16 protein-coding genes are annotated in these 21,105 nt (G+C 71.0%); 3 read left to right on the forward strand and 13 right to left on the reverse strand.

The features are described from left to right. Positions 1-2: 2 nt before the first annotated feature. Both ACZ56U_RS18835 and ACZ56U_RS18840 read right to left on the reverse strand, forming a co-directional pair. Complete coding sequence (locus ACZ56U_RS18835) at positions 3-485, reverse strand: GNAT family N-acetyltransferase (protein WP_469085122.1); 483 nt, start codon at positions 483-485, stop codon at positions 3-5. 46 nt (positions 486-531) lie between these two features. Next, the gene (locus ACZ56U_RS18840) at positions 532-705 is read right to left on the reverse strand and encodes a hypothetical protein (protein ID WP_107080540.1); all 174 of its coding nucleotides are present in this window, start codon (positions 703-705) and stop codon (positions 532-534) included. Positions 706-1,274: 569 nt separating this feature from the next. Between ACZ56U_RS18840 and ACZ56U_RS18845 the strand changes: the two genes are divergently transcribed. Further along, positions 1,275-2,081 (forward strand): SDR family oxidoreductase, encoded by an 807-nt coding sequence (locus ACZ56U_RS18845; RefSeq protein ID WP_469085123.1) that lies wholly within the window; start codon positions 1,275-1,277, stop codon positions 2,079-2,081. Between the two features lie 175 nt (positions 2,082-2,256). Here ACZ56U_RS18845 and ACZ56U_RS18850 read toward each other — a convergent pair whose 3' ends face one another. The 5 genes from ACZ56U_RS18850 to ACZ56U_RS18870 all read right to left on the reverse strand — a co-directional run bounded on the left by ACZ56U_RS18850 (position 2,257) and on the right by ACZ56U_RS18870 (position 8,592). Further along, a complete protein-coding gene (locus ACZ56U_RS18850) occupies positions 2,257-3,762 on the reverse strand; it encodes an SDR family NAD(P)-dependent oxidoreductase (RefSeq protein ID WP_469085124.1) in 1,506 nt (501 codons plus the stop codon). Between the two features lie 103 nt (positions 3,763-3,865). After that, on the reverse strand, positions 3,866-5,185 hold the full coding sequence (locus tag ACZ56U_RS18855; RefSeq protein WP_469085125.1) for a wax ester/triacylglycerol synthase family O-acyltransferase: 1,320 nt from the start codon (positions 5,183-5,185) through the stop codon (positions 3,866-3,868). A gap of 148 nt (positions 5,186-5,333) precedes the next feature. Then, a complete protein-coding gene (gene glgC, locus ACZ56U_RS18860; RefSeq protein WP_469085126.1) occupies positions 5,334-6,554 on the reverse strand; it encodes a glucose-1-phosphate adenylyltransferase in 1,221 nt (406 codons plus the stop codon). Positions 6,555-6,628: 74 nt separating this feature from the next. Beyond that, the gene (gene glgA / locus ACZ56U_RS18865) at positions 6,629-7,795 is read right to left on the reverse strand and encodes a glycogen synthase (protein WP_469085439.1); all 1,167 of its coding nucleotides are present in this window, start codon (positions 7,793-7,795) and stop codon (positions 6,629-6,631) included. 41 nt (positions 7,796-7,836) lie between these two features. Then, positions 7,837-8,592, reverse strand: coding sequence for a (2Fe-2S)-binding protein (locus ACZ56U_RS18870; protein ID WP_469085127.1), 756 nt, complete (start codon positions 8,590-8,592; stop codon positions 7,837-7,839). Between the two features lie 210 nt (positions 8,593-8,802). Here ACZ56U_RS18870 and ACZ56U_RS18875 point away from each other — a divergent pair, with 210 nt between their 5' ends. Further along, a complete protein-coding gene (locus tag ACZ56U_RS18875; protein ID WP_469085128.1) occupies positions 8,803-9,954 on the forward strand; it encodes a DMT family transporter in 1,152 nt (383 codons plus the stop codon). Positions 9,955-9,981: 27 nt separating this feature from the next. Here the strand turns inward: ACZ56U_RS18875 and ACZ56U_RS18880 are convergent, their stop codons facing one another. Further along, positions 9,982-11,100, reverse strand: coding sequence for a transglycosylase family protein (locus ACZ56U_RS18880; protein WP_469085129.1), 1,119 nt, complete (start codon positions 11,098-11,100; stop codon positions 9,982-9,984). A gap of 278 nt (positions 11,101-11,378) precedes the next feature. Here ACZ56U_RS18880 and gndA point away from each other — a divergent pair, with 278 nt between their 5' ends. Next, on the forward strand, positions 11,379-12,818 hold the full coding sequence (gene gndA / locus ACZ56U_RS18885) for an NADP-dependent phosphogluconate dehydrogenase (RefSeq protein WP_469085130.1): 1,440 nt from the start codon (positions 11,379-11,381) through the stop codon (positions 12,816-12,818). 378 nt (positions 12,819-13,196) lie between these two features. Here the strand turns inward: gndA and ACZ56U_RS18890 are convergent, their stop codons facing one another. From ACZ56U_RS18890 to drmA, 5 genes are all read right to left on the reverse strand, one after another. Beyond that, the gene (locus ACZ56U_RS18890; protein ID WP_469085131.1) at positions 13,197-13,541 is read right to left on the reverse strand and encodes a GNAT family N-acetyltransferase; all 345 of its coding nucleotides are present in this window, start codon (positions 13,539-13,541) and stop codon (positions 13,197-13,199) included. A 31-nt stretch (positions 13,542-13,572) separates the two neighbouring features. Then, positions 13,573-13,992 carry an aspartate 1-decarboxylase gene (gene panD / locus ACZ56U_RS18895; protein ID WP_469085132.1) on the reverse strand — a complete coding sequence of 140 codons (420 nt, stop codon included), beginning with the start codon at positions 13,990-13,992 and terminating at the stop codon, positions 13,573-13,575. Between the two features lie 568 nt (positions 13,993-14,560). Continuing rightward, positions 14,561-15,337 (reverse strand): DISARM system phospholipase D-like protein DrmC, encoded by a 777-nt coding sequence (gene drmC, locus ACZ56U_RS18900; RefSeq protein WP_469085133.1) that lies wholly within the window; start codon positions 15,335-15,337, stop codon positions 14,561-14,563. Continuing rightward, positions 15,334-17,229, reverse strand: coding sequence for a DrmB family protein (gene drmB / locus ACZ56U_RS18905; protein WP_469085134.1), 1,896 nt, complete (start codon positions 17,227-17,229; stop codon positions 15,334-15,336). The genes drmC and drmB overlap by 4 nt, the downstream gene beginning before the upstream one ends. Further along, positions 17,226-21,056, reverse strand: a complete 3,831-nt coding sequence (gene drmA, locus ACZ56U_RS18910; protein ID WP_469085135.1) for a DISARM system helicase DrmA — start codon at positions 21,054-21,056, stop codon at positions 17,226-17,228. Before drmA ends, drmB begins: the two co-directional genes overlap by 4 nt. Positions 21,057-21,105 lie beyond the last annotated feature (49 nt).

Below are 21,105 nucleotides of genomic sequence, written 5' to 3' on the forward strand. Positions count from 1 at the left end.
ATCTAGAGCGCCTTGTACATGATGTGCAGCCCGACCAGGCCGGCCCGCGGATGCTCGAACGCGGCCGGTACCGTCCCGAGGATCGTGAAGCCGAGGGACGTCCACAGTGTGACGGCGGGGTTGGTCTCCACGACGGCGTTGAAGACCATGCCGCGGTATCCGTCCGCCGTCGCGGCGGCCAGGGTGTGCTCGGCGAGGGCGCGGCCGATGCCGCGGCCCGCGTGGTCGGGGTCGACCATGAAGCCCGCGTTGGCGATGCGGGCGGCGGGGCCGCCGTAGTTGGGGGTGGTGTAGGCGGAGGCGACGAGGGCTCCACTGTCGTCCTCGACGACGTACACCCGCTTGGCCGGGCTCATCCACAGCTCCCGGGCCGCCTCCTCGGAGGTGTCCGGGTCCCAGGCGTACGTCTCGCCCGCGGCGACGATCCGGTGCCAGAAAGGCCAGATCCGCGGCCAGTCCCCGGCGGCGGCTTCTCTGATCAGCATGGGCGTGAGTCTGGCACGCCCATGCCGACGGCGATCAGTAAGGGCTTCAGTCCACGCTGGGCAGGATGTGCGGCTCGGCCAGGTCGTCCTCGTAGCCCGCGAGACGGATCGGGGCGGAGCGCGCCCAGACGTCGAGGCTGCCGAGCTGTCCTGGCCGGCGGCCCGCGCGTTCGGGGCGTTCCTTGGGCCGTTGATCGCGATTCGTCTTCTCCGGTGTCACCGCGCACTCCTTATGTGTCGGGTCACCCTCGGGGCATACCGGTCAGTGTGCGATCGGTCGCCGGACGCCCGCTCGGGTCTGAGTCGAGAACAGCTCGGACGCGGTGGCGCCGGTGGTGGGGCTGAGACAAACCGTGATGACCGGCTTGCCCCGGGACGGACCGTGGGTGTGGGTGGGAGCCCGTACTGCTGTCCGTCCGCTACAGATTAACCAAATGAGCGGAGGCCTGCTCGATGGGGCTGCAAAGAAGGGGTTACTTTCCCAAGTCGCCCGTGTTGACGGTCTCCTGATATGCCCTCCTTTGCCACCTGATGCCCCATGAAAAAGTCACCCGATCGGCCTACAGAGGCGACCGCCCCTTCGAAGGCCCCCGAGCGCGCGGTTCAAGTCCCGTTGGCCGAATCGCAGGGCGGCCGCGCTCTGCCGACGAACGGCGACGGCTCGCCCGGCGGGAGGACAGGACCGATGCCTCCCGGCGCCTGTTGGATCTGCCGCCCTCCTGTAGGCACCGGCACGCAACTCCCGTCCTGGGGCTGTCGACTGACGGTTCGTCATGAGACGGTACGCCGATGACGGCGCCGTACGGACTTCAGGGCAGGGCCGCGATCGTCACCGGCGGTACGCGCGGCATCGGGCGGGCGGTGGCCGAGCAGTTGGCGTCCGAGGGCGCGCTGGTCTGCGTGACCGCGCGGGACAGCGCGGAGGTGGGGCGGGTCGCCGAGGCGCTCGGCGGGCTCGGTGTGGCGGGGGACATGGCGGATCCCGCGCACCCGGACGACGTGGTCCGGCTCGCCCTGCGCGCCTTCGGCCGGCTCGACGTCCTCGTCAACAACGCGGCGACCAACCAGCCCTATGGTCCGCTGATGGACGCCGATCCCGACGCCTGGCGCACCGCGTTCGCCGTCAACGTCGAGGCGCCACTGCGGCTGGTGCGGTGCGCGTGGCGGGGGTGGATGCGCGAGCACGGCGGCTCGGTCGTCAACGTCTGCACGGAGGGCGCGACCCATGTCGGGCCCCACGTGGGCGCGTACGGCACCAGCAAGGCGGCGCTCCTGCACCTCACCCGGCAGCTCGCGGGCGAACTGGCCCCGCGGGTCCGGGTCAACTCCGTCTCCCCCGGCCTCGTCCGCACGGACATGGCCCGTTTCGTGTGGGAGCCGGGCGAGGAGGACCTCGCGGCGGGGCTGCCGCTCGGGCGGATCGGGGAGCCGGCGGACGTGGCGCGGGCCGTCGTATGGCTGGCCTCGGACGCGGCCGAGTGGGTGACCGGGGCGGACCTGCTCGTGGACGGGGGGACCAGAGTGCGGGCCGCGTACTCCTCCGGGACGTACGCGCTGCACGAGCGGCTGCGGTCACGGGCGCCGGGAACCGGCTGAGTGCGTGTGCCCGAGATCAAAGCGGTCGCGCGGTGCCCTCCGACAGGGCGGCAGGCCCGTGGGTGGGCCTGTATGGGATCGAACCACGAAGAACGCGTGACCATCGCACCGGGCACACCGGCGCTCCACCGTCACGGTAGAACGCCGGCACTCCCGTCCGCGAGCGAATAAGGGCCTACCACTTGCCCGGCGCGTAGTCCTTCAGAAAGACGCCGTACACGTCCTCACCCGCCTCGCCGCGCACGACGGGGTCGTAGACGCGGGCCGCGCCGTCGACCAGGTCGAGCGGGGCGTGGAAGCCCTCCTCGGCCAGGCGCAGCTTGTCGTAGTGGGGGCGCTCGTCGGTGATCCAGCCGGTGTCGACCGAGGTCATCAGGATGCCGTCGGCCTGGAACATCTCCTGGGCGCTGGTGCGCGTGACCATGTTCATCGCGGCCTTGGCGGCGTTGGTGTTGGGGTGGCCCGCGCCCTTGTAGCCACGGCCGAAGACGCCTTCCATGGCGGAGACGTTGACCACGTAGGCGCGACCGCTCGCCGCCTTCCTCGCCGCGTCGGCCATCGCCGGGCGGAGCTTGCTGATGAGGATGAACGGCGCCGTGTAGTTGCACAGCTGGGTCTCGAGGAGCTCCACCGGGGAGATCTGCTCGATGGTCTGCACCCAGGTGTTGGTGTCGACGACGTCGGGGACCAGGCCGCCCGCGTCGATGGCGGTGCCGTCGAGGTGCCGGGCGACGCTGGCGTTGCCCGCGACCAGGGCGAGGTCGGCGACCTGCTGGGCGTCGAGGCCGGAGATCCCGACGGGCAGCGCGGCCAGGCCGTCCACGGCGCCGGAGCCGAAGGCGCCGATCACCTGGTGGGCGGGCAGCTCACCGGCGGGCAGCGGGGCGCTCTCGCCCTCGACCAGCGCGGCGTAGGCGGACGGCAGGCGGCGTACGGTCTGCGTGGCGTTGTTGATCAGGATGTCCAGCGGGCCCGCCTCGGCGACCTGGTCGGCGAGGGCCACGGCCTGGGCCGGGTCGCGCAGGTCGATGCCGACGACCTCCAGGCGGTGCAGCCAGTTGGCGGAGTCGTCCATGGCCTTGAAGCGGCGGATGGCGTCCTTGGGGAAGCGCGTGGTGATCGTGGTGTGCGCGCCGTCGCGCAGCAGCCGGAGCGCGATGTACATGCCGATCTTGGCGCGGCCGCCGGTGAGCAGGGCGCGCTTGCCGGAGAGGTCGGCGCGGACGTCGCGCTTGTCCCGGTTCAGGGTGGCGCAGTCCGGACAGAGCTGGTGGTAGAAGTAGTCGACCTCCACGTACCGGGTCTTGCAGGTGTAGCAGGAGCGGGGGCGCTGGAGTATCCCCGCGATCTTCCCCTCCTCGGTGACCGAGGAGGGCAGGATGCCCTCGGTCTCGTCGTCGATGCGCTGGGCGGAGCCGGTCGCCGTGGCCTCGGTGACCGCCCTGTCGTGGGCGGTCTTGGCGGCCCGGCGCTCCTGGCGGCGGCGCTGCTTGACGGTGCGGTAGACGCCGGCGGTGGCCCGGCGCACGGCGATCGCGTCGGGGTGGTCCACCTCCAGCTCTTCGAGCTCGTCGAGCACGCTGAGGCAGACGGCCAGCCGCTCCGGGTCGATGCCGGGCCCGTACTCGATCCCGTCCACGGCTTCGTCCGTGATCGCCGAGCCGTCCTCTGTCACCGTCATCGCGCTGCCGTTCCCTGCTGCCCCGTGCGGCGCGCCGACCGCGTCCGCTTTCGAACCGGGAATTCTACGGAGCGCCGGGCCCGTCCTCCAAAAACCGGGAGGGTCAAGCCTCGCAGGCAGTGATGAGCGTCTCGACCTCCGCGGTGACGGCCCGGGCCAGGACGTCCAGGTCCGGTACCGCCTCGGCGTCCGCGACGAGGCCGTAGTGGACCTGCCCGCGGTAGGTCGAGATCGCGACCGCGAGGGCCTGACCGTGGGCCAGCGGAGCGAAGGGGAAGACCTCCATGACCGGGTTGCCGCCGAGCTTCAGGCCGAGGCTGGGCAGCGGCACGCTGGTGACGAGGATGTCGAACCAGAGCCGGGCGGCCTGGCTGACCAGCGGTCCGCCGAGCCGGTGGCCCAGGGCGGGGACGTGGTCGGCGAGCAGGGCCACGGCACCGGCGCCCCGGTAGGGACCCGCGTCCTTGTTGCGGTCCATGGCGGTGCGGACCGTGCCGAGGCGGGCGAGCGGGTCGGGGTCGTCGACCGGGAGCGGCATCAGGTAGCCGGAGAGGCGGTTGCCCTGCGGGTGCGCGGTGCGCGGGCGGCGTCGGGAGACCGGGATCAGGGCGCGGGGCGCGACGCCCTCACTGCCGTCGCCGCGCTGGTCCAGCCAGCTGCGCAGGGCGCCGGCGACGACCGCGATCAGGACGTCGTTGACGGTGCCGCCCTGGGCCTTGCGCACCCGGTGCACGTCGTCGAGGTCGACGACGACCCCCGCGGTACGGCGGGTGCCGCTCGCCTCGCAGGTCAGCGCGGACGAGGAGCGGGCCGCGAGGGTGGACAGGGCGACGGAGGCGCCGATGTCGAGGGCGCGGCCGACGTCGGATACCGCACCCCGGACGAGGTCCGGCAGCTTGCGCACGTCCGGGAGGAAGCCCTTCGCGGGTGCCTCGGGGCGTGGCGTGCGGGCGGGCAGGTCGATCGGGTCGAGGATCGCGGCCGCGAGGGTCAGCGCCCGCAGGCCGTCGGCCAGGGCGTGGTGGAACTTGAAGAGCACGGCGAAGGAGCCGCCGTCCTCCCCCGGCAGCACATGGGCCTCCCAGGGCGGCCGGCCGCGCTCCAGCGGCCGTTCCATGAGGCGTCCGGCGACGGCCTGGAAGTCGGCGGTGGCCGGGTGCAGCCGGACGTGGTCCAGGGGGTCGAAGTCGGGGGCGGGCTCGCGGGTCGCGCCTCCGAAGGCCAGCGGCTGCCAGACGTCCCGGATCCGCATCCGCAGCCCGGGCACCGCCGCCGCCCGGGCCGCGAGCAGGTCGGCCGCGTGGGCGCCCGCGGCGGGCGAGTGGGCCGAGAAGACCCCGAGGGCGCCCAGGTGCATGGGGTGCTGCGGGGACTCGATGTTCCAGAACGCCAGGTCGAGGGGGGCGAGCAGGTCGGAAGTCAATGGCTTGCCTCGCGTCGACGACGGGTGAGCAAGCAGTCAAGCGCCCACAGGTGATTACGGTCAAGTACGATCAAGCTACGCACAGTTAACAGCAGATTAAGCCCGACCCCGGGCACCCCGCCCGTCACGGGGTGTCCGTCGGCGTGGCTCAGGGCACCTGCTGGCCCTTGCCGAGGGCGATGACCCCGCCCTTGGAGACCGTGTACAGCTCCGCGTCCCGCTCCGGGTTCACCCCGATCGTCGCACCCGGCGGGACCTCGACGTTCTTGTCGAGCACGGCCCCGCGCACCACCGCGCCCCGCCCGATCCGGACGTTGTCGTGCAGGATCGAGCCCTGCACCACCGCCCCCGGGTCCACCCGGACGCCGGGCGACAGCACGGACCGGGTGACCTGCCCCCGGATGAGGCAGCCCGCGCTGATGATGGACTCGCTCGCGATGCCGCCCGCGTTGAAACGGGCCGGGGAGAGCTGGCCCGAGTGGGTGTAGATGGGCCACTGGCGGTTGTAGAGGTTGAACGCGGGACGCTCGGCGATGAGGTCCATATGGGCGTCGTAGTACGCGTCGAGGGTGCCCACGTCCCGCCAGTAGCCGCGGTCGCCCGTGGTCTCGCCGGGGACGTGGTTGGCGCTGAAGTCGTACAGCTGGGCGTCGCCGCGCTGGGTGAGCTGGGGCAGGATCGAGCCGCCCATGTCGTGCACGGAGCTCTGGTCCTCGGCGTCCCGCTGGAGCGCCTCGATGAGCGCCTTGGTGGTGAAGATGTAGTTGCCCATGGAGGCGAACACGCACTCCGGGTCGTCCGCGAGCCCGGGCGGGTCGGCGGGCTTCTCCAGGAACCGGTCCACCGTCAGCCCGTCCGAACCGGGCGTGATCACACCGAAGGACGAGGACTCCGAGCGCGGCACCCGGATCCCCGCCACCGTCACCCCCGCGCCGCTCTCGATGTGCTGGGCGAGCATCTGCCGCGGGTCCATCCGGTAGACGTGGTCGGCGCCGAACACCACGACGTACTCGGGCCGTTCGTCGTACACGAGGTTCAGCGACTGCAGGATGGCGTCCGCGCTGCCGAGGAACCAGCGCGGGCCGAGCCGCTGCTGGGCGGGGACGGGCGTGACGTAGTTGCCGAGCAGGCTCGACATCCGCCAGGTGGTGGTGATGTGCCGGTCCAGCGAGTGCGACTTGTACTGCGTCAGGACGCAGATGCGCAGGATGTCGGCGTTGACGAGGTTGGACAGCACGAAGTCGACCAGGCGATACGTTCCTCCGAAGGTGACCGCTGGTTTGGCGCGGTCCGCGGTCAGGGGCATCAGGCGTTTGCCCTCCCCGCCCGCCAGTACGATGCCGAGCACCGAAGGTCCGCCACGCCGCATGGCCGCTCCCCTCACCCTGGTTTGACCCATGCCTGCCCTGGACGGGCCCTTGGTACGCCTGTTTGCGGATCTTCTCAGCAAGCCTGTTTGAGGATCTCCTCGTAGAGCCGCACGGTCCGCCGTGCCACCGCGTCCCAGCCGAACTCCCCCACCGCGCGCTGACGTCCGGCCTCGCCCATCCGCCGCGCGCGCTCCGGATCGCCGAGGACGGAGTCCAGCGCGCGGGCCAGCGCGGGCTCGAAGTCGTCGTCCACCGGGACCAGCAGGCCCGTCTCACCGTCCTCGACGACCTCGGGGATGCCGCCGATCCGGGAGGCGACGACGGGGGTGCCGCACGCCATGGCCTCCAGGTTGACGATGCCGAGCGGCTCGTACACCGAGGGGCAGACGAACACGGCCGCGTGGGTGAGGAGTTGGATGACGTCGGGGCGCGGCAGCATCTGCGGGATCCAGTGCACGCCCTCGCGGACACCGCTCAACTCCTGGAAGAGCTCACGGAACTCGCGGTCGATCTCCGGGGTGTCCGGCGCTCCCGCGCACAGCACGACCTGCGCGGCCGGGTCGATGTCCCGTACCGCGCGCAGCAGATGGGGCACGCCCTTCTGCCGGGTGATGCGGCCGACGAAGAGCACGAAGGGGCGGCCCGGGTCGAGGCCGATGCGGGTGAGGGCGTCGGTGCCGTGGTCGGGCCGGTAGAGCGCGGTGTCGATGCCGTTGTGCACGACGTGCACCCGGGCCGGGTCGAGGGAGGGATAGCAGCCGAGGATGTCCTCGCGCATGGCGCTGGAGACGGCGATCACCGCGTCGGCGGCCTCGATCGCGGTGCGCTCGGCCCAGCTCGACAGGGCGTACCCGCCGCCGAGTTGCTCGGCCTTCCAGGGGCGCAGCGGCTCCAGCGAGTGCGCGGTCATCACGTGCGGGATGCCGTACAGCAGCTTGCCGAGATGGCCGGCGAGGTTGGCGTACCAGGTGTGGGAGTGCACGAGTTCGCGGTCCTGCAGGCCGGCGGTCATCGCGAGGTCCACGGAGAAGGTGCGCAGCGCGTCGTTGGCGGTGTCGAGCGCGGGCCAGGGGCGGTGGCGGACCACGCCCGAGGCGCGTTCCTTCACGGAGGCCTCGCCCCAGCAGTGCACGTCGAGGTCGATCAGGGAGCTCAACTCCCGGGCCAGAAACTCCACATGGACACCCGCGCCGCCGTACACGTCCGGCGGGTACTCCCGGCTCAGCAGGCCCACTCGCACCCGGAACCCCCCTGTTCTCAGTGGTCGGTCGTCCTTCATGGTCACCTGGATCCGGCGCCCGGGGAAGACCGCGGGGGCCGTGTGAAGCAGCAGTCGCCGCACACGCCCCCGCCGGGCACCCGGTAGTAGAGGCAGCAGCTGCGCCGCCGGAAGGCGGTTGCGGTGAGGGTCCCGGTGCCGGCGAGCAGGGGGTGGGCGAGGAGATCGGCGGTCAGGGCGCGGGTGCGGGCGACGGCGTCGGCACGGCCGTGGGCCCGCGCCCAGCTCTCCAGCTGCCGGGTGGCTCCGGTCAGCGCGGAGGCCGCGTTGCCGCGCAGCAGGCCCGGCGCGATCCGGTACCGGGTGCGCAGTGCCGCCGCGAGCGGTTCGAGGTGGCCCTCCAGCACGGCCTGGGCGAGGTGGGCCGCGTCCCCGGGGCGCGGGCGGACCTCGGTGAGCCAGAGGTCGTCGGGGGCGCTGCCGTCCGGGTCCCAGCGCAGGAGCCGGGCGTCCAGGTCGGGCATCCGGCCGTACAGGACCGCACAGCCGAGCGCGACCGACCAGAGCCGGGCCGCGAGCCCCTGCTGGGCGACGGAGGCGGCCACGCGGGCCTCGGGGGCGCGCAGGGCGGCGCCGACCTTGTGGACACGGAAAGTCACGACATGTTCGTACGCCTCCTCCTGTTCCATGGCGTACGCCTGTGCGAGCGTCGGCAGCGCCGAACGCTGGGCTGCTCCCATGCGTAGGAGGAAGAAGCCGCCGAGCGGGCGGAGCGCGGTGAGATCGGCGTCGAGGTCCACGAGGAGCAGTAGTACCAAGGCCCCTAGGGGATGCCCTCAGGAGGGTTGTGGAGGGTGGCATGCACCCTGGGGAGGACCCGCTCCCCGCAGTACTCCATCGGCAGTAGGACCCATTGCCTGCTCAGGGACGACGACGGGAATGGCTTTTCACGGCATCGTGTTGCACATGGAAGCCGACCGTTCGCCGCGCCGGGGCCTTCGCCCCTGCCTCACGCAGAGGAGCAGCTCATGAGCGCCCTCGCGTTGTCCGTGCTCCTGTCGCTCGTTTCCGCCGTCGCCTACGCCGGTGGGGCGATCGTCCAGGAGCAGGTCGCGGTGTCCTCCCCCGAGCAGCAGTTCGCGCCCCTGCGGCGGCCGAGCTGGTGGGCGGCGGTGGCGCTGAACGGCCTCGGCGGACTGCTGCACGTGGTGGCGCTGGCGTACGGCCCGCTGAGCCTGGTCCAGCCGCTGGGCGCCCTGACGATCGTCTTCGCGCTGCCGATGGCGGCGCTGTTCGTGCGCCGCAAGGCGGGGGCGACGGCCTGGCGGGGCGCGATCATGGCGACCGTGGGTCTGGCGGGTCTGCTCTCCCTGGTCGGCACGTCCGACGCGCAGTCGCTGGACACCACCCAGCGGATGGCGGTCGCGACGGTCACCGCGGGCGCGGTCGTGGCGTTGATGATCGCGGGCCGGGCGGCCCACCGGCACCCGGCGGTGCGCAGCATCCTGCTCGCCACGGCGTCCGGTATCGCGTTCGGCATGTCCTCGGTGTTCACCAAGACCGTCGCGGTCGACTGGACCGGTGGCGTGACGGCGGCGGACCTGCCCTCCCTGGCGGTGATCGGCGTGCTGGCCACGGCCGGTGTGCTGCTGTCGCAGGCCTCCTACCGCGGCGCCGGTCTCGCGGCCCCGCTGGCCACCCTGACGGTCGTGAACCCGGTCGCCGCGGCTGCGGTCGGCATCACGATGTTCGGCGAGACCTTCCGCTACGGCACCACCGGCACCCTGCTCGCGCTGGGCTGCGGTGTGGTGGCGACGGGCGGACTGATCCTGCTGACGACCGAGCGGCTCGCCCGCACGGAACCGCAGCCGCTGCCCGAGCCGGTCAAGGCGCCGGCCGAGCCGCCGGCTCAGGCGACCGTGCCGGAGCCCGCCGCGGTCACCGCCGAGACGCTGCTGGCGGGTCTGGCCGGGACCACCACGGCCGAGGAACTGCTCGCCGTCCTCCCCGGGCAGTCCGCGGTCCGCGAGGAGGTCCTGGTCCCGGTACCGGAGCCGGCCCAGGACGCCGCGCCCCGGGACCCGGACGACTCCCCGGTGTACCTGTACGGCCCGCTCTACGGCGCCTCGTACGTGCCCGTCCCGGTCCTCGACCGGCACCGCATGCGTGTCAGATCCTGACCGCAGGTTCCCCGCACGCGCAGGACCTCAGAGCCGGACGCCGCCCGCTCGCAGATACGCGATCGGGTCGATGTCCGAGCCGAACCCGGGCCCCGTCCGCACCTCGAAGTGCAGATGCGGGCCCGTGCTGTTGCCCGTGGACCCCGAGCGGCCGATGCGCTGACCGGCACCGACGCCCTGCCCGCTCTTCACCGAGATCGCCGACAGGTGCGCGTACTGGGAGTACCGGCCGTCCGCGTGCCGGATCACCACCTGGTAGCCGAACGAGCCGGCCCACCCGGAGCTGACCACCTGCCCCGCCGCGACCGCCTTCACGGTCGTGCCGGTCGCGACCGCGAAGTCCACGCCCGTGTGATAGCCCTTCGACCACAGCGAGCCCGCCTTGTGGTACGGCGTTCCGGTGGGCGCGTCGACCGGGGCGACGAGCGAGCGGGTGCTCTGCCCGGTGTCGCCGGAGGTCTTCTTCTCCTCGGACGACCTGGAGCCGGTCGAGGTCTGGGTGGTCGACGTGACCGCCTTGCCCCGCAGACTGAGCCGCTGCCCCGGCACGATCAGGTCGGGATCGGCGCCGATGGTCTTGCGGTTGGCGCTGTAGAGCCGCTGCCAGCCGCCCTTCACGTCCTGCCGGTCGGCGATGCCGGAGAGGGTGTCGCCGTGGACCACGGTGTACATCTCGGCCCTGCCGGCCCGGGACTGGGGCGTGGTCTGCGGCTGGACGTCCGCCACGGACGTCCTGGCGGACGCGGGGTGGATGTCCGGGGTGCCACCGCCACGGGTGAGGCCGGCCTTGACCGAGCACGTCGGCCAGGCGCCCGGACCCTGTCCGTCCAGCACCTTCTCGGCCACGGCGATCTGCTGGTCCTTGGTGGCCAGATCGGCCCGCGGCGCGTACCGCGTGCCGCCGTACGCCTCCCAGGTGGACTGGGTGAACTGCAGGCCGCCGTAGTAGCCGTTGCCGGTGTTGATGCTCCAGTTGTCGGTCGACTCGCAGGCGGCGACCTTGTTCCAGGTGTCCACGTCGGCCGCCTGGGCCGTACCGGCGCCGATCAGCGGGATCGCCATGCCGGCGCCGCCCGCCGTGACGGTGAGTGAGGCGCGGTTGATCCTGTTCGGCTGATACCGGCGGTGCCGGCCGCGTACGGCCATGGGGGCTCCCCCTCGACATTCGTCAGGAGGGCCAAAAGTAAGCGCCCCGAACAGGCCATGACAAGACGGCTATCGGCCGCCCTGACCGCCGAACGACCGGGAATCGACTTCCCCCGCACCACGGTTGAGGCAAGGGGGCCTCCCCGCGCGTATCTGCCCACGGAACGTCACCGGTCCGGACACGCGCCCGGCGTACCGGCACGTCAGGACGGCCGGTGGAGTGATACTGGCTGGCACGACCGGCACCACCGATAACGGATCCTCTAGGAGCCCATCGAATGAGCACTTCAGCGCAGATCGGCGTCACGGGCCTCGCGGTCATGGGCAGCAACCTGGCGCGGAACTTCGCCCGGAACGGATACACGGTCGCGGTGCACAACCGAACGGCGTCCCGTACCCGCGCCCTCATCGAGGAGTTCGGCGGCGAGGGCGACTTCATCGCGGCCGAGACCGCCAAGGAGTTCGTGGCGGCGCTGGAGCGGCCCCGCCGACTGGTGATCATGGTGAAGGCCGGCGACCCGACGGACGCGGTGATCCAGGAGTTCGCCCCGCTCCTGGAGCCCGGCGACATGATCATCGACGGTGGCAACGCGCACTTCGCCGACACCCGGCGCCGCGAGCGTGAACTGCGCGAGCAGGGCATCCACTTCGTCGGCACCGGCATCTCCGGCGGCGAGGAGGGCGCGCTCAACGGACCGAGCATCATGCCGGGCGGCTCGAAGGAGTCGTACGACTCGCTCGGCCCGATGCTGGAGAAGATCTCGGCGAAGGCGTCGGACGGGGCGCCGTGTGTGACGCACGTCGGTGCCGACGGCGCCGGGCACTTCGTGAAGATGGTGCACAACGGCATCGAGTACGCCGACATGCAGCTGATCGGCGAGGCCTACCAACTGCTCCGCGATGTCGCCGGGTACGCGCCCGCGCAGATCGCGGAGATCTTCCGGACCTGGAACACCGGGCGCCTGGACTCCTACCTGATCGAGATCACCGCCGAGGTGCTGTCCCACGTGGACGCGGCGACCGGCGAGCCCTTCGTGGACGTGGTCGTGGACCAGGCAGAGCAGAAGGGCACCGGCCGCTGGACCGTGCAGATCGCCCTCGACCTGGGCGTCCCGGTGTCCGGCATCGCCGAGGCGGTCTTCGCCCGGTCCCTGTCCGGCCACGCGGACCTGCGGGCCGCGTCCCGGGGGCTCGCCGGACCGAAGGCGACGGCGCTGAGCGAGGCGGAGGCCGGGGCGTTCGCCGACCGGGTCGAGCAGGCGCTGTACGCCTCGAAGATCGTGTCGTACACGCAGGGCTTCCACGAGATCGCGGCCGCGCGCGAGGAGTACGACTGGGACATCGACCTCGGTGCGGTGTCCGCGATCTGGCGCGGCGGGTGCATCATCCGGGCCGCGTTCCTGGACCGGATCCGGGCCGCGTACGACGCGCGGGCCGACCTGCCGAGCCTGCTGTCCGACGAGACGTTCGCGCGGGAGATCGCCGACGCCCAGGACGACTGGCGTGAGGTGATCGTCGCGGCGACCCGGCAGGGGGTGCCGACGCCCGGGTTCTCGGCGGCGCTGGCGTACTACGACGGGCTGCGGTCCGAGCGGTTGCCCGCGGCGCTGACGCAGGGTCAGCGGGACTTCTTCGGGGCGCACACCTATCGGCGGGTGGACCGCGAGGGGTCGTTCCACACGCTGTGGGGCGGGGACCGCTCGGAGATCGACGCCTAGGGACGTTCGCGCAGTCACGGGTGCGGCTGAGCGGGGAACTGTCGCACGGTTCCCCGCGCCCCTGTCGGGGCGTTCAGCCGCACCCGGTCGCTCAACTCAGCGGAGGGCCCGGTTCCGGATTGGGTACGGGCTCCGGGCCCGGCGGAACGGGGGACGGGGTCGGCGGAACGGGGTCCGGGGTCGGTTGCGGGCCCGGGCCCGGCGGCGGGGTGGGTGCCGGGGGCTGCGGGGGCTCCGGGACGGGCCCAGGGGTCGGGCCCGGGTGGACGGGATCCGGGAACGGGTTGGTCATCGTGTCCTCCAGCCAGAGAAGAGGTCGGCTCTGGACTACTCCCCCGCGTACCCGGCGTCCCGTGCGCCAGTCACCCGGATGACACGTCAGAAGCGCTCGGGGTGGGCCCTCAGCCAGCCCTTCGCCGCGTGCAGCAGCTCGGGGTCGGCGGGCGGGGCCTCCTCGGGGTGGCGTTCGGCCCACTTGACGACGTAAGGACAGAGCGGGGCCACCACGATGCCCTCGCGCTCGGCCAGGGCGTAGAGCTCGCGAGCCAGGGAGCCCGCGATGCCCTTTCCCTCATGGGCCGGTTCCACGATCGTGTGAACGGGGACCAGGGCGCGCCCGGGCGACTCCAGGACGAAGTACTCGATGCGGCCGGCCACTTCGCCGGCGCCGAGTGCCTCCAGGCGGCCGGCCGCCCGGTCGTCGCGGATCTCGATGTCGCTCATGGGCACGCTCCTGGTCGAAGGCGGTTCGGGGTCAGGCCGGTACCGCCTGCGGGCTGCGCTCCTGGTCCGAGCCCGGTACGGGCTCCGACGGGTCGGCGCCCAGGGCCACGATCCGGTTGTCGTGGTCCACGTGCACGACCCTCGGCTTGAGCGCCCGCGCCTCGGTATCGGTCACCTGAGCGTAACTGATGATGATCACCAGATCGCCGGGGTGGACGAGATGGGCGGCGGCCCCGTTGATGCCGATCACGCCCGAGCCGCGCTCGCCCTCGATCACGTACGTCTCGAGCCGGGCGCCGTTGGTGATGTCGACGATGTGCACGAGCTCGCCGGGCAGCAGGTCGGCGGCGTCGAGGAGGTCCGCGTCGATGGTCACCGATCCCACGTAGTGCAGGTCGGCCTGGGTGACGGTGGCGCGGTGGATCTTGGACTTGAACATGGTACGAAACATGAAAAAGCTCCCGTTCTGTCTGCTCCCTGCCTGCTGTGCAGGTCAAGGGCGGTCTCCGGAGCGTACAACCACTGCGCATGCTCGGTCAGCTGTCCTCAGGTGTTCCAGGACTCACACTGACCCGTTACTGACTTTCGTGACGAATGACCAGGTTGATACGGCCTCCGATCTGCCCCGTCGCCGAGATGGGAGAGAGCAGCGGTACAAGGGCATGCGGGAAATGCATGTTGTGGGTGACGGACGACGCCACCGAGGCGGCATCGGAGTACGAACAGGGCCACCAAGGCCTGGACCCGGTGCCCGCGGGCACCGGGCAGGGAGCACGACCTGGTACTCGATGAACAAAGGCAGCCACCCCGGCACGGGGGGGGTGTCCCGCTGTTACATGGGTGGCGGCAGGACCACTTGCTTGTTCGGTAGTGCTCAGCAGACCGGCCCGCGTCAGCCCGTCCGCCTGCGCAATGTCATTGAGGCTCCCGGAGCGGAGGACACTTCCAGCGCTACTTCGAGGATGTGCTCGCGCCCGGTGCCGGAACCGCCGCTGATGCGCTCGAGAACGGTTCAGTGGTCACCCAGGAGCCTGTCGTGGGAAAGGTCTGAGTATGCCGAGGCGCTGCAGTTCGACGATGTGCTCTGCCGTGCGCCGCGGCGCTTCACCGCCGGTCACCAGCACGCCTGCTTCGATATTGCGCCTGGCGGCGGACTCGGTGAGATTGGCGCTGCCGAGCAGGAGTGTGCGGCGGTCGGCGACGGCCAGTTTGGCGTGCTGACGTGAGCGGCCCCGTTCGGCAGGGCCCCGGGCCCAGACCCACAGCCGCAGTCCGGGTACTGACGCGAACGCGTCGGCCGGTTCCTTCCCCGAGAGCAGTCCTCCTGCACCGGCCAGAGTTTCGACCACTACGTGTGTTTGCACGCCCCTGCCCGCAGCGTCTGTCAGGGCTCTTGTCAGGGCGGGATACGAACGAGCGGCGTACGTCATTGCCAGCAGTTCGTGCTGTGCCTCGTTGATGACCTCGACTAGCACCTGAGCGGTGGCGCGCACCGGTACCCCCGGTGTTGAGGGACCGCTCCACACGGTGCGGACCCGGACCGTGTCCCGGGCCTGCCGTCGGGCGGCGACATAGCCGCGCACGTAGGCAGCCGCCTCGGACGCAGGCACCGACTCCGACTGCATGGCGTCGTAGAGCGCCGCGACAGCCTCGCTGACTCTCGGTGTCGCCAGTTCGGTCAGTACGCGTTCCTTGGTGCGTCCCTGGGCGAGCAAGCCGACAAGGTCCTTGCTGCGAGAGAGGCCGAGGGCCGCGACGGCGGCCTCGGCAGCGCCCTCGAACGCGGGTCGACTCACGGCAGCAGACCGACCGGCGTCAGCACCGGATCGTGGTCCCCGGTCAACGGGACGAGGAACCGGCGGTCCAGGAACCGGTTGCCGCGTTCGCACGTGGTCTCCGACACGAACAGGCAGACATGGCACGCGGCTCCGTGGAGAAAGTCGGCCGGGTCCTGCGGCAGGCGCTCCGCGCAGAGCGGGTCGGCCGAGCAGTGGCGGGCGTCGATCAGTGCCCTGCGCACGATTCGGTCGAACTCCTGCTCCTCGGCCAGAGAGACCAGACCGCCCAGAGTCCCCTCGGAGTCCGGGACGGCGGTGTAGATCAGGATGCCCGTCTTCGGATTTTTTTCGTCCCCCGCGTAGATCCGCTCGGCGAGTGAGGCGGAGTTGTAGCCGCACTCCAAGGCGATGGTGCGGATCAGCAGATGGGAGAGGGTGTGCAGGGCGAGGTACCGCGCTCCGGGCCAGCCGTAGTAAGGGTCGAAGTCGCTGGTCTTACGGTCCGACTTCCGGTTGGCGCGGAACCGTGCGTAAGCCTGTCGGTGTGCCTCCATCAGCGGTGACTTCTCCATACGAGCGGTCCACTCGGCCATCAGGCCGTCCCGCACGCGGAGGAAGATGCCCTCGCCGCGCACCTCACTGGCCGGTACCCAGTTCCGGATCCCACGGGACAATTCGACGCGCGTGGCAATCTCCGGTGATTCGGGGTCGGGCGCGTCGAGCCGGCTGAACCCGATCAACGCTCGTGCCTCGCGCAGCCGCTCGACCTGCCGGATGTCGGCGAAGAACTCGCTCAGGCGGGCCGGCACGGGCATCTGCCGGAGTGCGAAATCGTCGCTGGGGAGGGGTACGGGACCGGAGAGCGCGTCCCATTCAGGTCCGAAGAGGTCGGCCTGGATGTCGGGGGCGGAGGGGGCCGGGCCAGCGGTTCCCTGCTTGCGGGCTGTGATCGCCGCGACCACCGTGTCGGCGTCGAACTCCTTGAGGAAGGTGAACTTGGGCATGCGCGCCATGAAGTCGAACTGCGCTCGGTCCTCGATCAGTTCGAGATCGGGCCAGTGATCGTCCAGGAGCTTACCGATGTCTCCGCCCTGCGCCTTGGGCAGTGCCAGGGCGCTGAGGGTGAGGGGGAACCACTGGTTGGACGCGCCCGCCACCATGAGGACCGGCTCCTGGTCGCAGCCGTTCGTCTCGTAGGTGCCGAGATGCGGATGCCGTCCACGGCACCGGGGCAGGTTGCGCCGGCCTCGTTCGCCCATGGCTTCCCGGATGTTGCGCTTCACGCCGCAGGCGACGCATTCGATGGTGACGTTGGCGGCCTGGTTGCCGCCGTGGTCCTTCATGCGCAGCTTCGGGCGCGGCGTCTTGCCGCAGGCCTGCCCACGGTGCACGTACACGGTGTACGGGAACTCATCGAGGTGGCCGGCAGTGCACACGAGGGTGAAGCGGGCCGCCACGGCCAGCGGCTTGCCTCGCTTGCAGTCGTGGACGAACTTCGCCTCGTGCGGTGTCCGTGGGTTGGCGTTGACGAAGGCGAACTCGCCCGAGTCGATCGCGGCCAGCACATTGCACGCAGTACACCGCAGCCACTGCGGGAACGGTGTGACGGGGACTCCGACGCCCTGTGCCGCCCAGCCCTTCGGGTCCGTGTCGGCGCCCTCCAGCCAGGGAGCGGCACGCAACTGCTCGATCTGGCCGCGTCCGTAGCGCTGGAGCGACCGGTTGACGGCGGCGCGCAGTCGGGGTTCGTCGATGTCGTAGTCGGTGACGCCGGAGTGACTCCAGGAGTCGATTCCTCGGATCAGGACGGAGAAGTTGGGCAGGTCCACGAGGGCGCCGACTCCGGCGGTGAACATGAGGTGGCTGGGCCGTACGGCGCCGACTCTGCGGTTGCTGCCCTGGCTGCTCATCGCTGTGCCTTCCTGACCGTGTCGGCCGTGACGGGGCCGTACTCGTCGCTGTCCACGGTGCTCGCCGTGTCCGGGTCGGTGCCGGAGTCGGTCCCCGAGGCGCCGAACGTCCAGTCGGGGCCGTCGCCCGAGGGTTCTTCCAGGAAGGCGCCTCCGCCGGGGAGGAGCAGGTTGATCTCGTTCTCCGTCTCGCGCATCGACATGCCGACGGTCAGCTCGGTCCACCGGGACCCGTCCGCCCGTCGCAGCAGACCGTTCACGACGGTCGTCTTGTGCTTCTCCTTGCGGTAGGCGAGGGCCGAGCTGCTCTCGTCGCGTTTGCGGCGCCATTCGTCCTTGAGCCGGTCCAGACGTTCGCTCAGGTACTGGCGGGGCCGTTCGCCTCCCACCCGTTCCGCACGTTCCAGGAGCCGCCGTTCGACTTCCTGGGCGACCGGTCCGTCGAGGTCGACGTTGTGGGCGTCGAGGTTGCGAGAGGACTCGTAGGCCGCGTGGCGCAGGGCGGCGACGTAGGTGGCGGTGACACCTCGGTCGAGCGCGCGGCGTGTGTACGGGGTGACGGACAGGGCTTCCACCTGTCGGTAGAACGTCGCGTGGTAGTGCTCGAAGTCCTCGTAGTGGGCCAGGTCTCGGGGGCGCGACCAGTTGTAGAGGGTCACCACCAGGCCCGGACGGGCGGCGTCCCGGCCGACCCGCGAGGACGCTTGGATGTACTCGGCGGTGTTCTTGGGCTGGCCCACGACGAGCATCAGGCCGAAGCGGGAAACGTCAACACCGACCTGCAGCATGGAGGTCGCGAGGACGACATCGACGGCCTGGCGAACAAACGGCGTCATGGATGCTCGGGGCTCGCGCTTGTCCTTCACGGCGGCGGCGTACTCGCGCAGGAAGGCCCGCCTGCGCACCGAGGTGTCCCGCTCGGGGTCGAACTCGATCTCCAGCCGCTTCAGGGCCGCGCCGATGTCCGAGGAGGAGATGCGTGAGGTCAGTTCCTGGATGCTGAGCATCCCGGCTCTGCTGACGATGCGGTCCGACAGCGTGTCCTGGCCCTTGCGGCTGCCGTTGGATCGCACCCGGGTGGTGATGTCGTCGTCCATGTACCGCCGCATGCCGGCGAGTTCACGCGTCGCGTTGAAATAGCCGACGAGGGTCATGTACGGGTCCGCCGGCCTGCCGTAGTCGTCGAAGAGCTGCTGCGCCGCGAGCAGCAGGATCTCCGCGACGCGGATCTCGGCGGCCTTGAGGCGGGTGCCGTGCGCGCAGACGCCGAGGTAGCGGCGGCCGGGATTCTCCCGGCTCAGTTCCACCTGCCGGGAGAAGAAGGTGTCGCCGACGTCCAGCACCTGGGGAGGGAAGACGGCGACCTTGCGGCCGAAGACACCGAGCACCTGGTCGGCGGCCCGCTTGGTGGTCGCGGTGGAGGCGACGATCTTGGGCCCGACTTCGTGTCGTCCTCCGTGCACGTCGGTGAAGCTCCACGTGCACAGCTGGTCGACGGCCGCCTCGAAGAGGCCCACGGTGGTGCCGAGGGCTCCGGAGATCAGGTGGAGCTCGTCCTGGATGATCAGGTCCGGGGGTCGCAGGCGGGTGACGGGCTGGGCGGTGACGCCGGGCAGGTCGCCCCTGGCGTTGTGGCGGCCGCCGCAGCCGGTCTTGGCGTCCAGGTCGTCGTGGCGGTAGCCGTGACGGGGGCACAGCTCGGTGACCCTGCCGAACAGCAGGCCGGAGTAGCCGTTCCAGGGAAGCTGGGCGAACTTGTCGACGGTGGCGATCAGCAGCGAGGGTGCCAGCCGGTAGATCTCCTCGTCGACGGTGAGCACGGGGATGCCCTCACCGAGCGCTTCGCGACGGGAGAAGGGGCAGCGGTCCTCCCCCTCGCCGCGAGGGCAGTACAGCAGGACTCTGCGGCGGCCTTCGTCGTACTCCATGTTCGAGCGAGCGGTCAGCCCGCTGCCGCACCAGGGGCAGGTGAGGACCTGCAGGACCCGGGCGTGCTTGTCGCTGGCGTTCTCCTTGGCTTCGGCGATCTGTTCCTTGGCCTCGTCGAACCAGTTCGGTGAGACGGAGGTGCCCACCCAGAGCCCGATGCGGAACGGGGTGGGTCCCCAGCGCCGGTCCCGCGCGAACTCCTCGCGGCGCAGGACTTCGCAGGCGCTCACCAGGGCGGCGGCGCGCTGGAACTGCTGGGCGGTCAGCAGCCGCAGGGTGTAGCGCATGAGAACGCCCACGCCCGCTTCACCGCTGCGGGCTTCCGTACCCGAGCCCAGGGTGCCCTGGAGACGCCTCAGTGCGAAGGTGTAGGCGGCGAGTCCGAGATATGCCTCGGTCTTGCCACCGCCGGTCGGGAAGAACAGCAGATCGACGAGGGATTCACGGCCGGTGCCACGGTGCGGGTGTCCGGGCTGGGTCAGGGAGTCGATGTTCAGCAGGACGAAGGCGAGCTGGAACGGGCGCCAAATGGCTGCCGTCTTGCCCTTTCCGTGAATCTCGTCGTAGGCCTCCTGGTAGGACCGGGGATCGTTCTCGTGGCCGGCGCGGGCGGCCGCGATGGCCGTGTTGCGGCGCTGCAGGGCCATGGCGCGGTTGGCGAACCGGAAGGCCAGCAGGGCCGTCTCGTCGGCCACGAGCCGGTCGATGCCGAGGGTGATCCGGTCGCAGACCTCGAGTGCCTGCTCGATCGCGGTCTCGGCCGCTTCTCGTAGGTCCGCGGGGAGCAAGGCGGCACTGCGGCGCTGTTGCTCCAGCCATGTGCCGTATCCGTCGGCCAACGGAGCGAGGACGGTGCTGAGTTCGGCCCGGCGGCCGGGCACGGCGAGTGCCGCGAGCTCGTCCATGCCTAGCTCAAGCCCCTGGAGGAGGTCCTGTTCCTCAAGCGCCGGCGCGGTGGTCGCCCTGACGTCGTACTCGGGAAGCCAGACGGTGGTCAGGCGGTGCGCGTTGCGCTCCCCCTCGCGTACGTGCGCGTGAACGGCGACGTTGCGGCCCTTGGCGTGGCTGAGGCTGTCCCGGTAGAGGAGGCGCAGTCGGCGCTCCTCGGCATCCTCGGGCGCATGGTCATGGCTCGCCGGGTCGAGGGGGTCGTCGACCGGCAGGAAAACGGCGGCCTGGTCGTCGGGGAAGGCTGTGACGTCGATCTCGGTCTGAAAGAGCCAGTGCGCGTCACGTGCGTCCGCGCTGTCCGGCTGCCGGTTGATCAGGGCCAGCTCGACTATGCGCAGGTCCTCGGCGCCCGTGCGGCCGGTGTGCCGCCGTACCTGTACGTCGAGGACGACGGTGTCGCCGTCGAGTTGAACGGTGCGGTCGGCCCCGTCGGTCACGTCGATGTCCACCAGGCGCTCGAGGGGCTCACGTGACCAGACCCTGCGCGTCGTCCCCCGCTCCGTGGCCTCGTCCGACTGGGTGTAGCGACCCCAGCGGACAGTGGCGCTGAGTGTGCCGACGGAGGCCGGAGCGGTGAAGGAAAGCCCCATGGAGGATGCCCAGATGTGCCCGGCCGCTTGGGGGCTCAACCGGTCCTGCAGATCGCTGTCGTCACCTTCCTGCTCGTCACCCGACTCCCCGTCCGCGCCCTGGGCGGCGGCACGGGCGATCCGGTCCGCGGTGACGGCCTGGGGTCGCGGACCGAGCATGCCGACCAGGTATCGGTCACGAGGACCGGAGGACGCGCTCGGCAGCGTTTCTGTCTCACCATCCCAGGGGCCCAACAGATCCCGACGGACGTAGTGCACGAGTGCGTCGCGCACCGCGTAGGAGTCCCCGGCACGGAACGTTTGGGGAACCTCGTCGAGCGGGTGTGGAACAGCGGCCTTGGCAGGCTGGGCCGGCATGCGGTGGGTCCTTTCGGACAGGGCCGTTGGGGCGGATGTGCACCCGGTG

Source organism: Streptomyces sp. NPDC034103 (assembly GCF_055575395.1).

What these genes read in the sequence shown, in the direction of transcription:
- glgC (WP_469085126.1), bottom strand. Translation starts at nt 6,554, where the DNA reads ATGCGGCGTGGCGGACCTTCGGTGCTCGGCATCGTACTGGCGGGCGGG.
- ACZ56U_RS18875 (WP_469085128.1), top strand. Translation starts at nt 8,803, where the DNA reads ATGAGCGCCCTCGCGTTGTCCGTGCTCCTGTCGCTCGTTTCCGCCGTC.
- gndA (WP_469085130.1), top strand. Translation starts at nt 11,379, where the DNA reads ATGAGCACTTCAGCGCAGATCGGCGTCACGGGCCTCGCGGTCATGGGC.
- drmA (WP_469085135.1), bottom strand. Translation starts at nt 21,056, where the DNA reads ATGCCGGCCCAGCCTGCCAAGGCCGCTGTTCCACACCCGCTCGACGAG.
- ACZ56U_RS18890 (WP_469085131.1), bottom strand. Translation starts at nt 13,541, where the DNA reads ATGAGCGACATCGAGATCCGCGACGACCGGGCGGCCGGCCGCCTGGAG.
- ACZ56U_RS18845 (WP_469085123.1), top strand. Translation starts at nt 1,275, where the DNA reads ATGACGGCGCCGTACGGACTTCAGGGCAGGGCCGCGATCGTCACCGGC.
- drmB (WP_469085134.1), bottom strand. Translation starts at nt 17,229, where the DNA reads ATGAGCAGCCAGGGCAGCAACCGCAGAGTCGGCGCCGTACGGCCCAGC.
- ACZ56U_RS18835 (WP_469085122.1), bottom strand. Translation starts at nt 485, where the DNA reads ATGCTGATCAGAGAAGCCGCCGCCGGGGACTGGCCGCGGATCTGGCCT.
- panD (WP_469085132.1), bottom strand. Translation starts at nt 13,992, where the DNA reads ATGTTTCGTACCATGTTCAAGTCCAAGATCCACCGCGCCACCGTCACC.
- ACZ56U_RS18850 (WP_469085124.1), bottom strand. Translation starts at nt 3,762, where the DNA reads ATGACGGTGACAGAGGACGGCTCGGCGATCACGGACGAAGCCGTGGAC.
- ACZ56U_RS18880 (WP_469085129.1), bottom strand. Translation starts at nt 11,100, where the DNA reads ATGGCCGTACGCGGCCGGCACCGCCGGTATCAGCCGAACAGGATCAAC.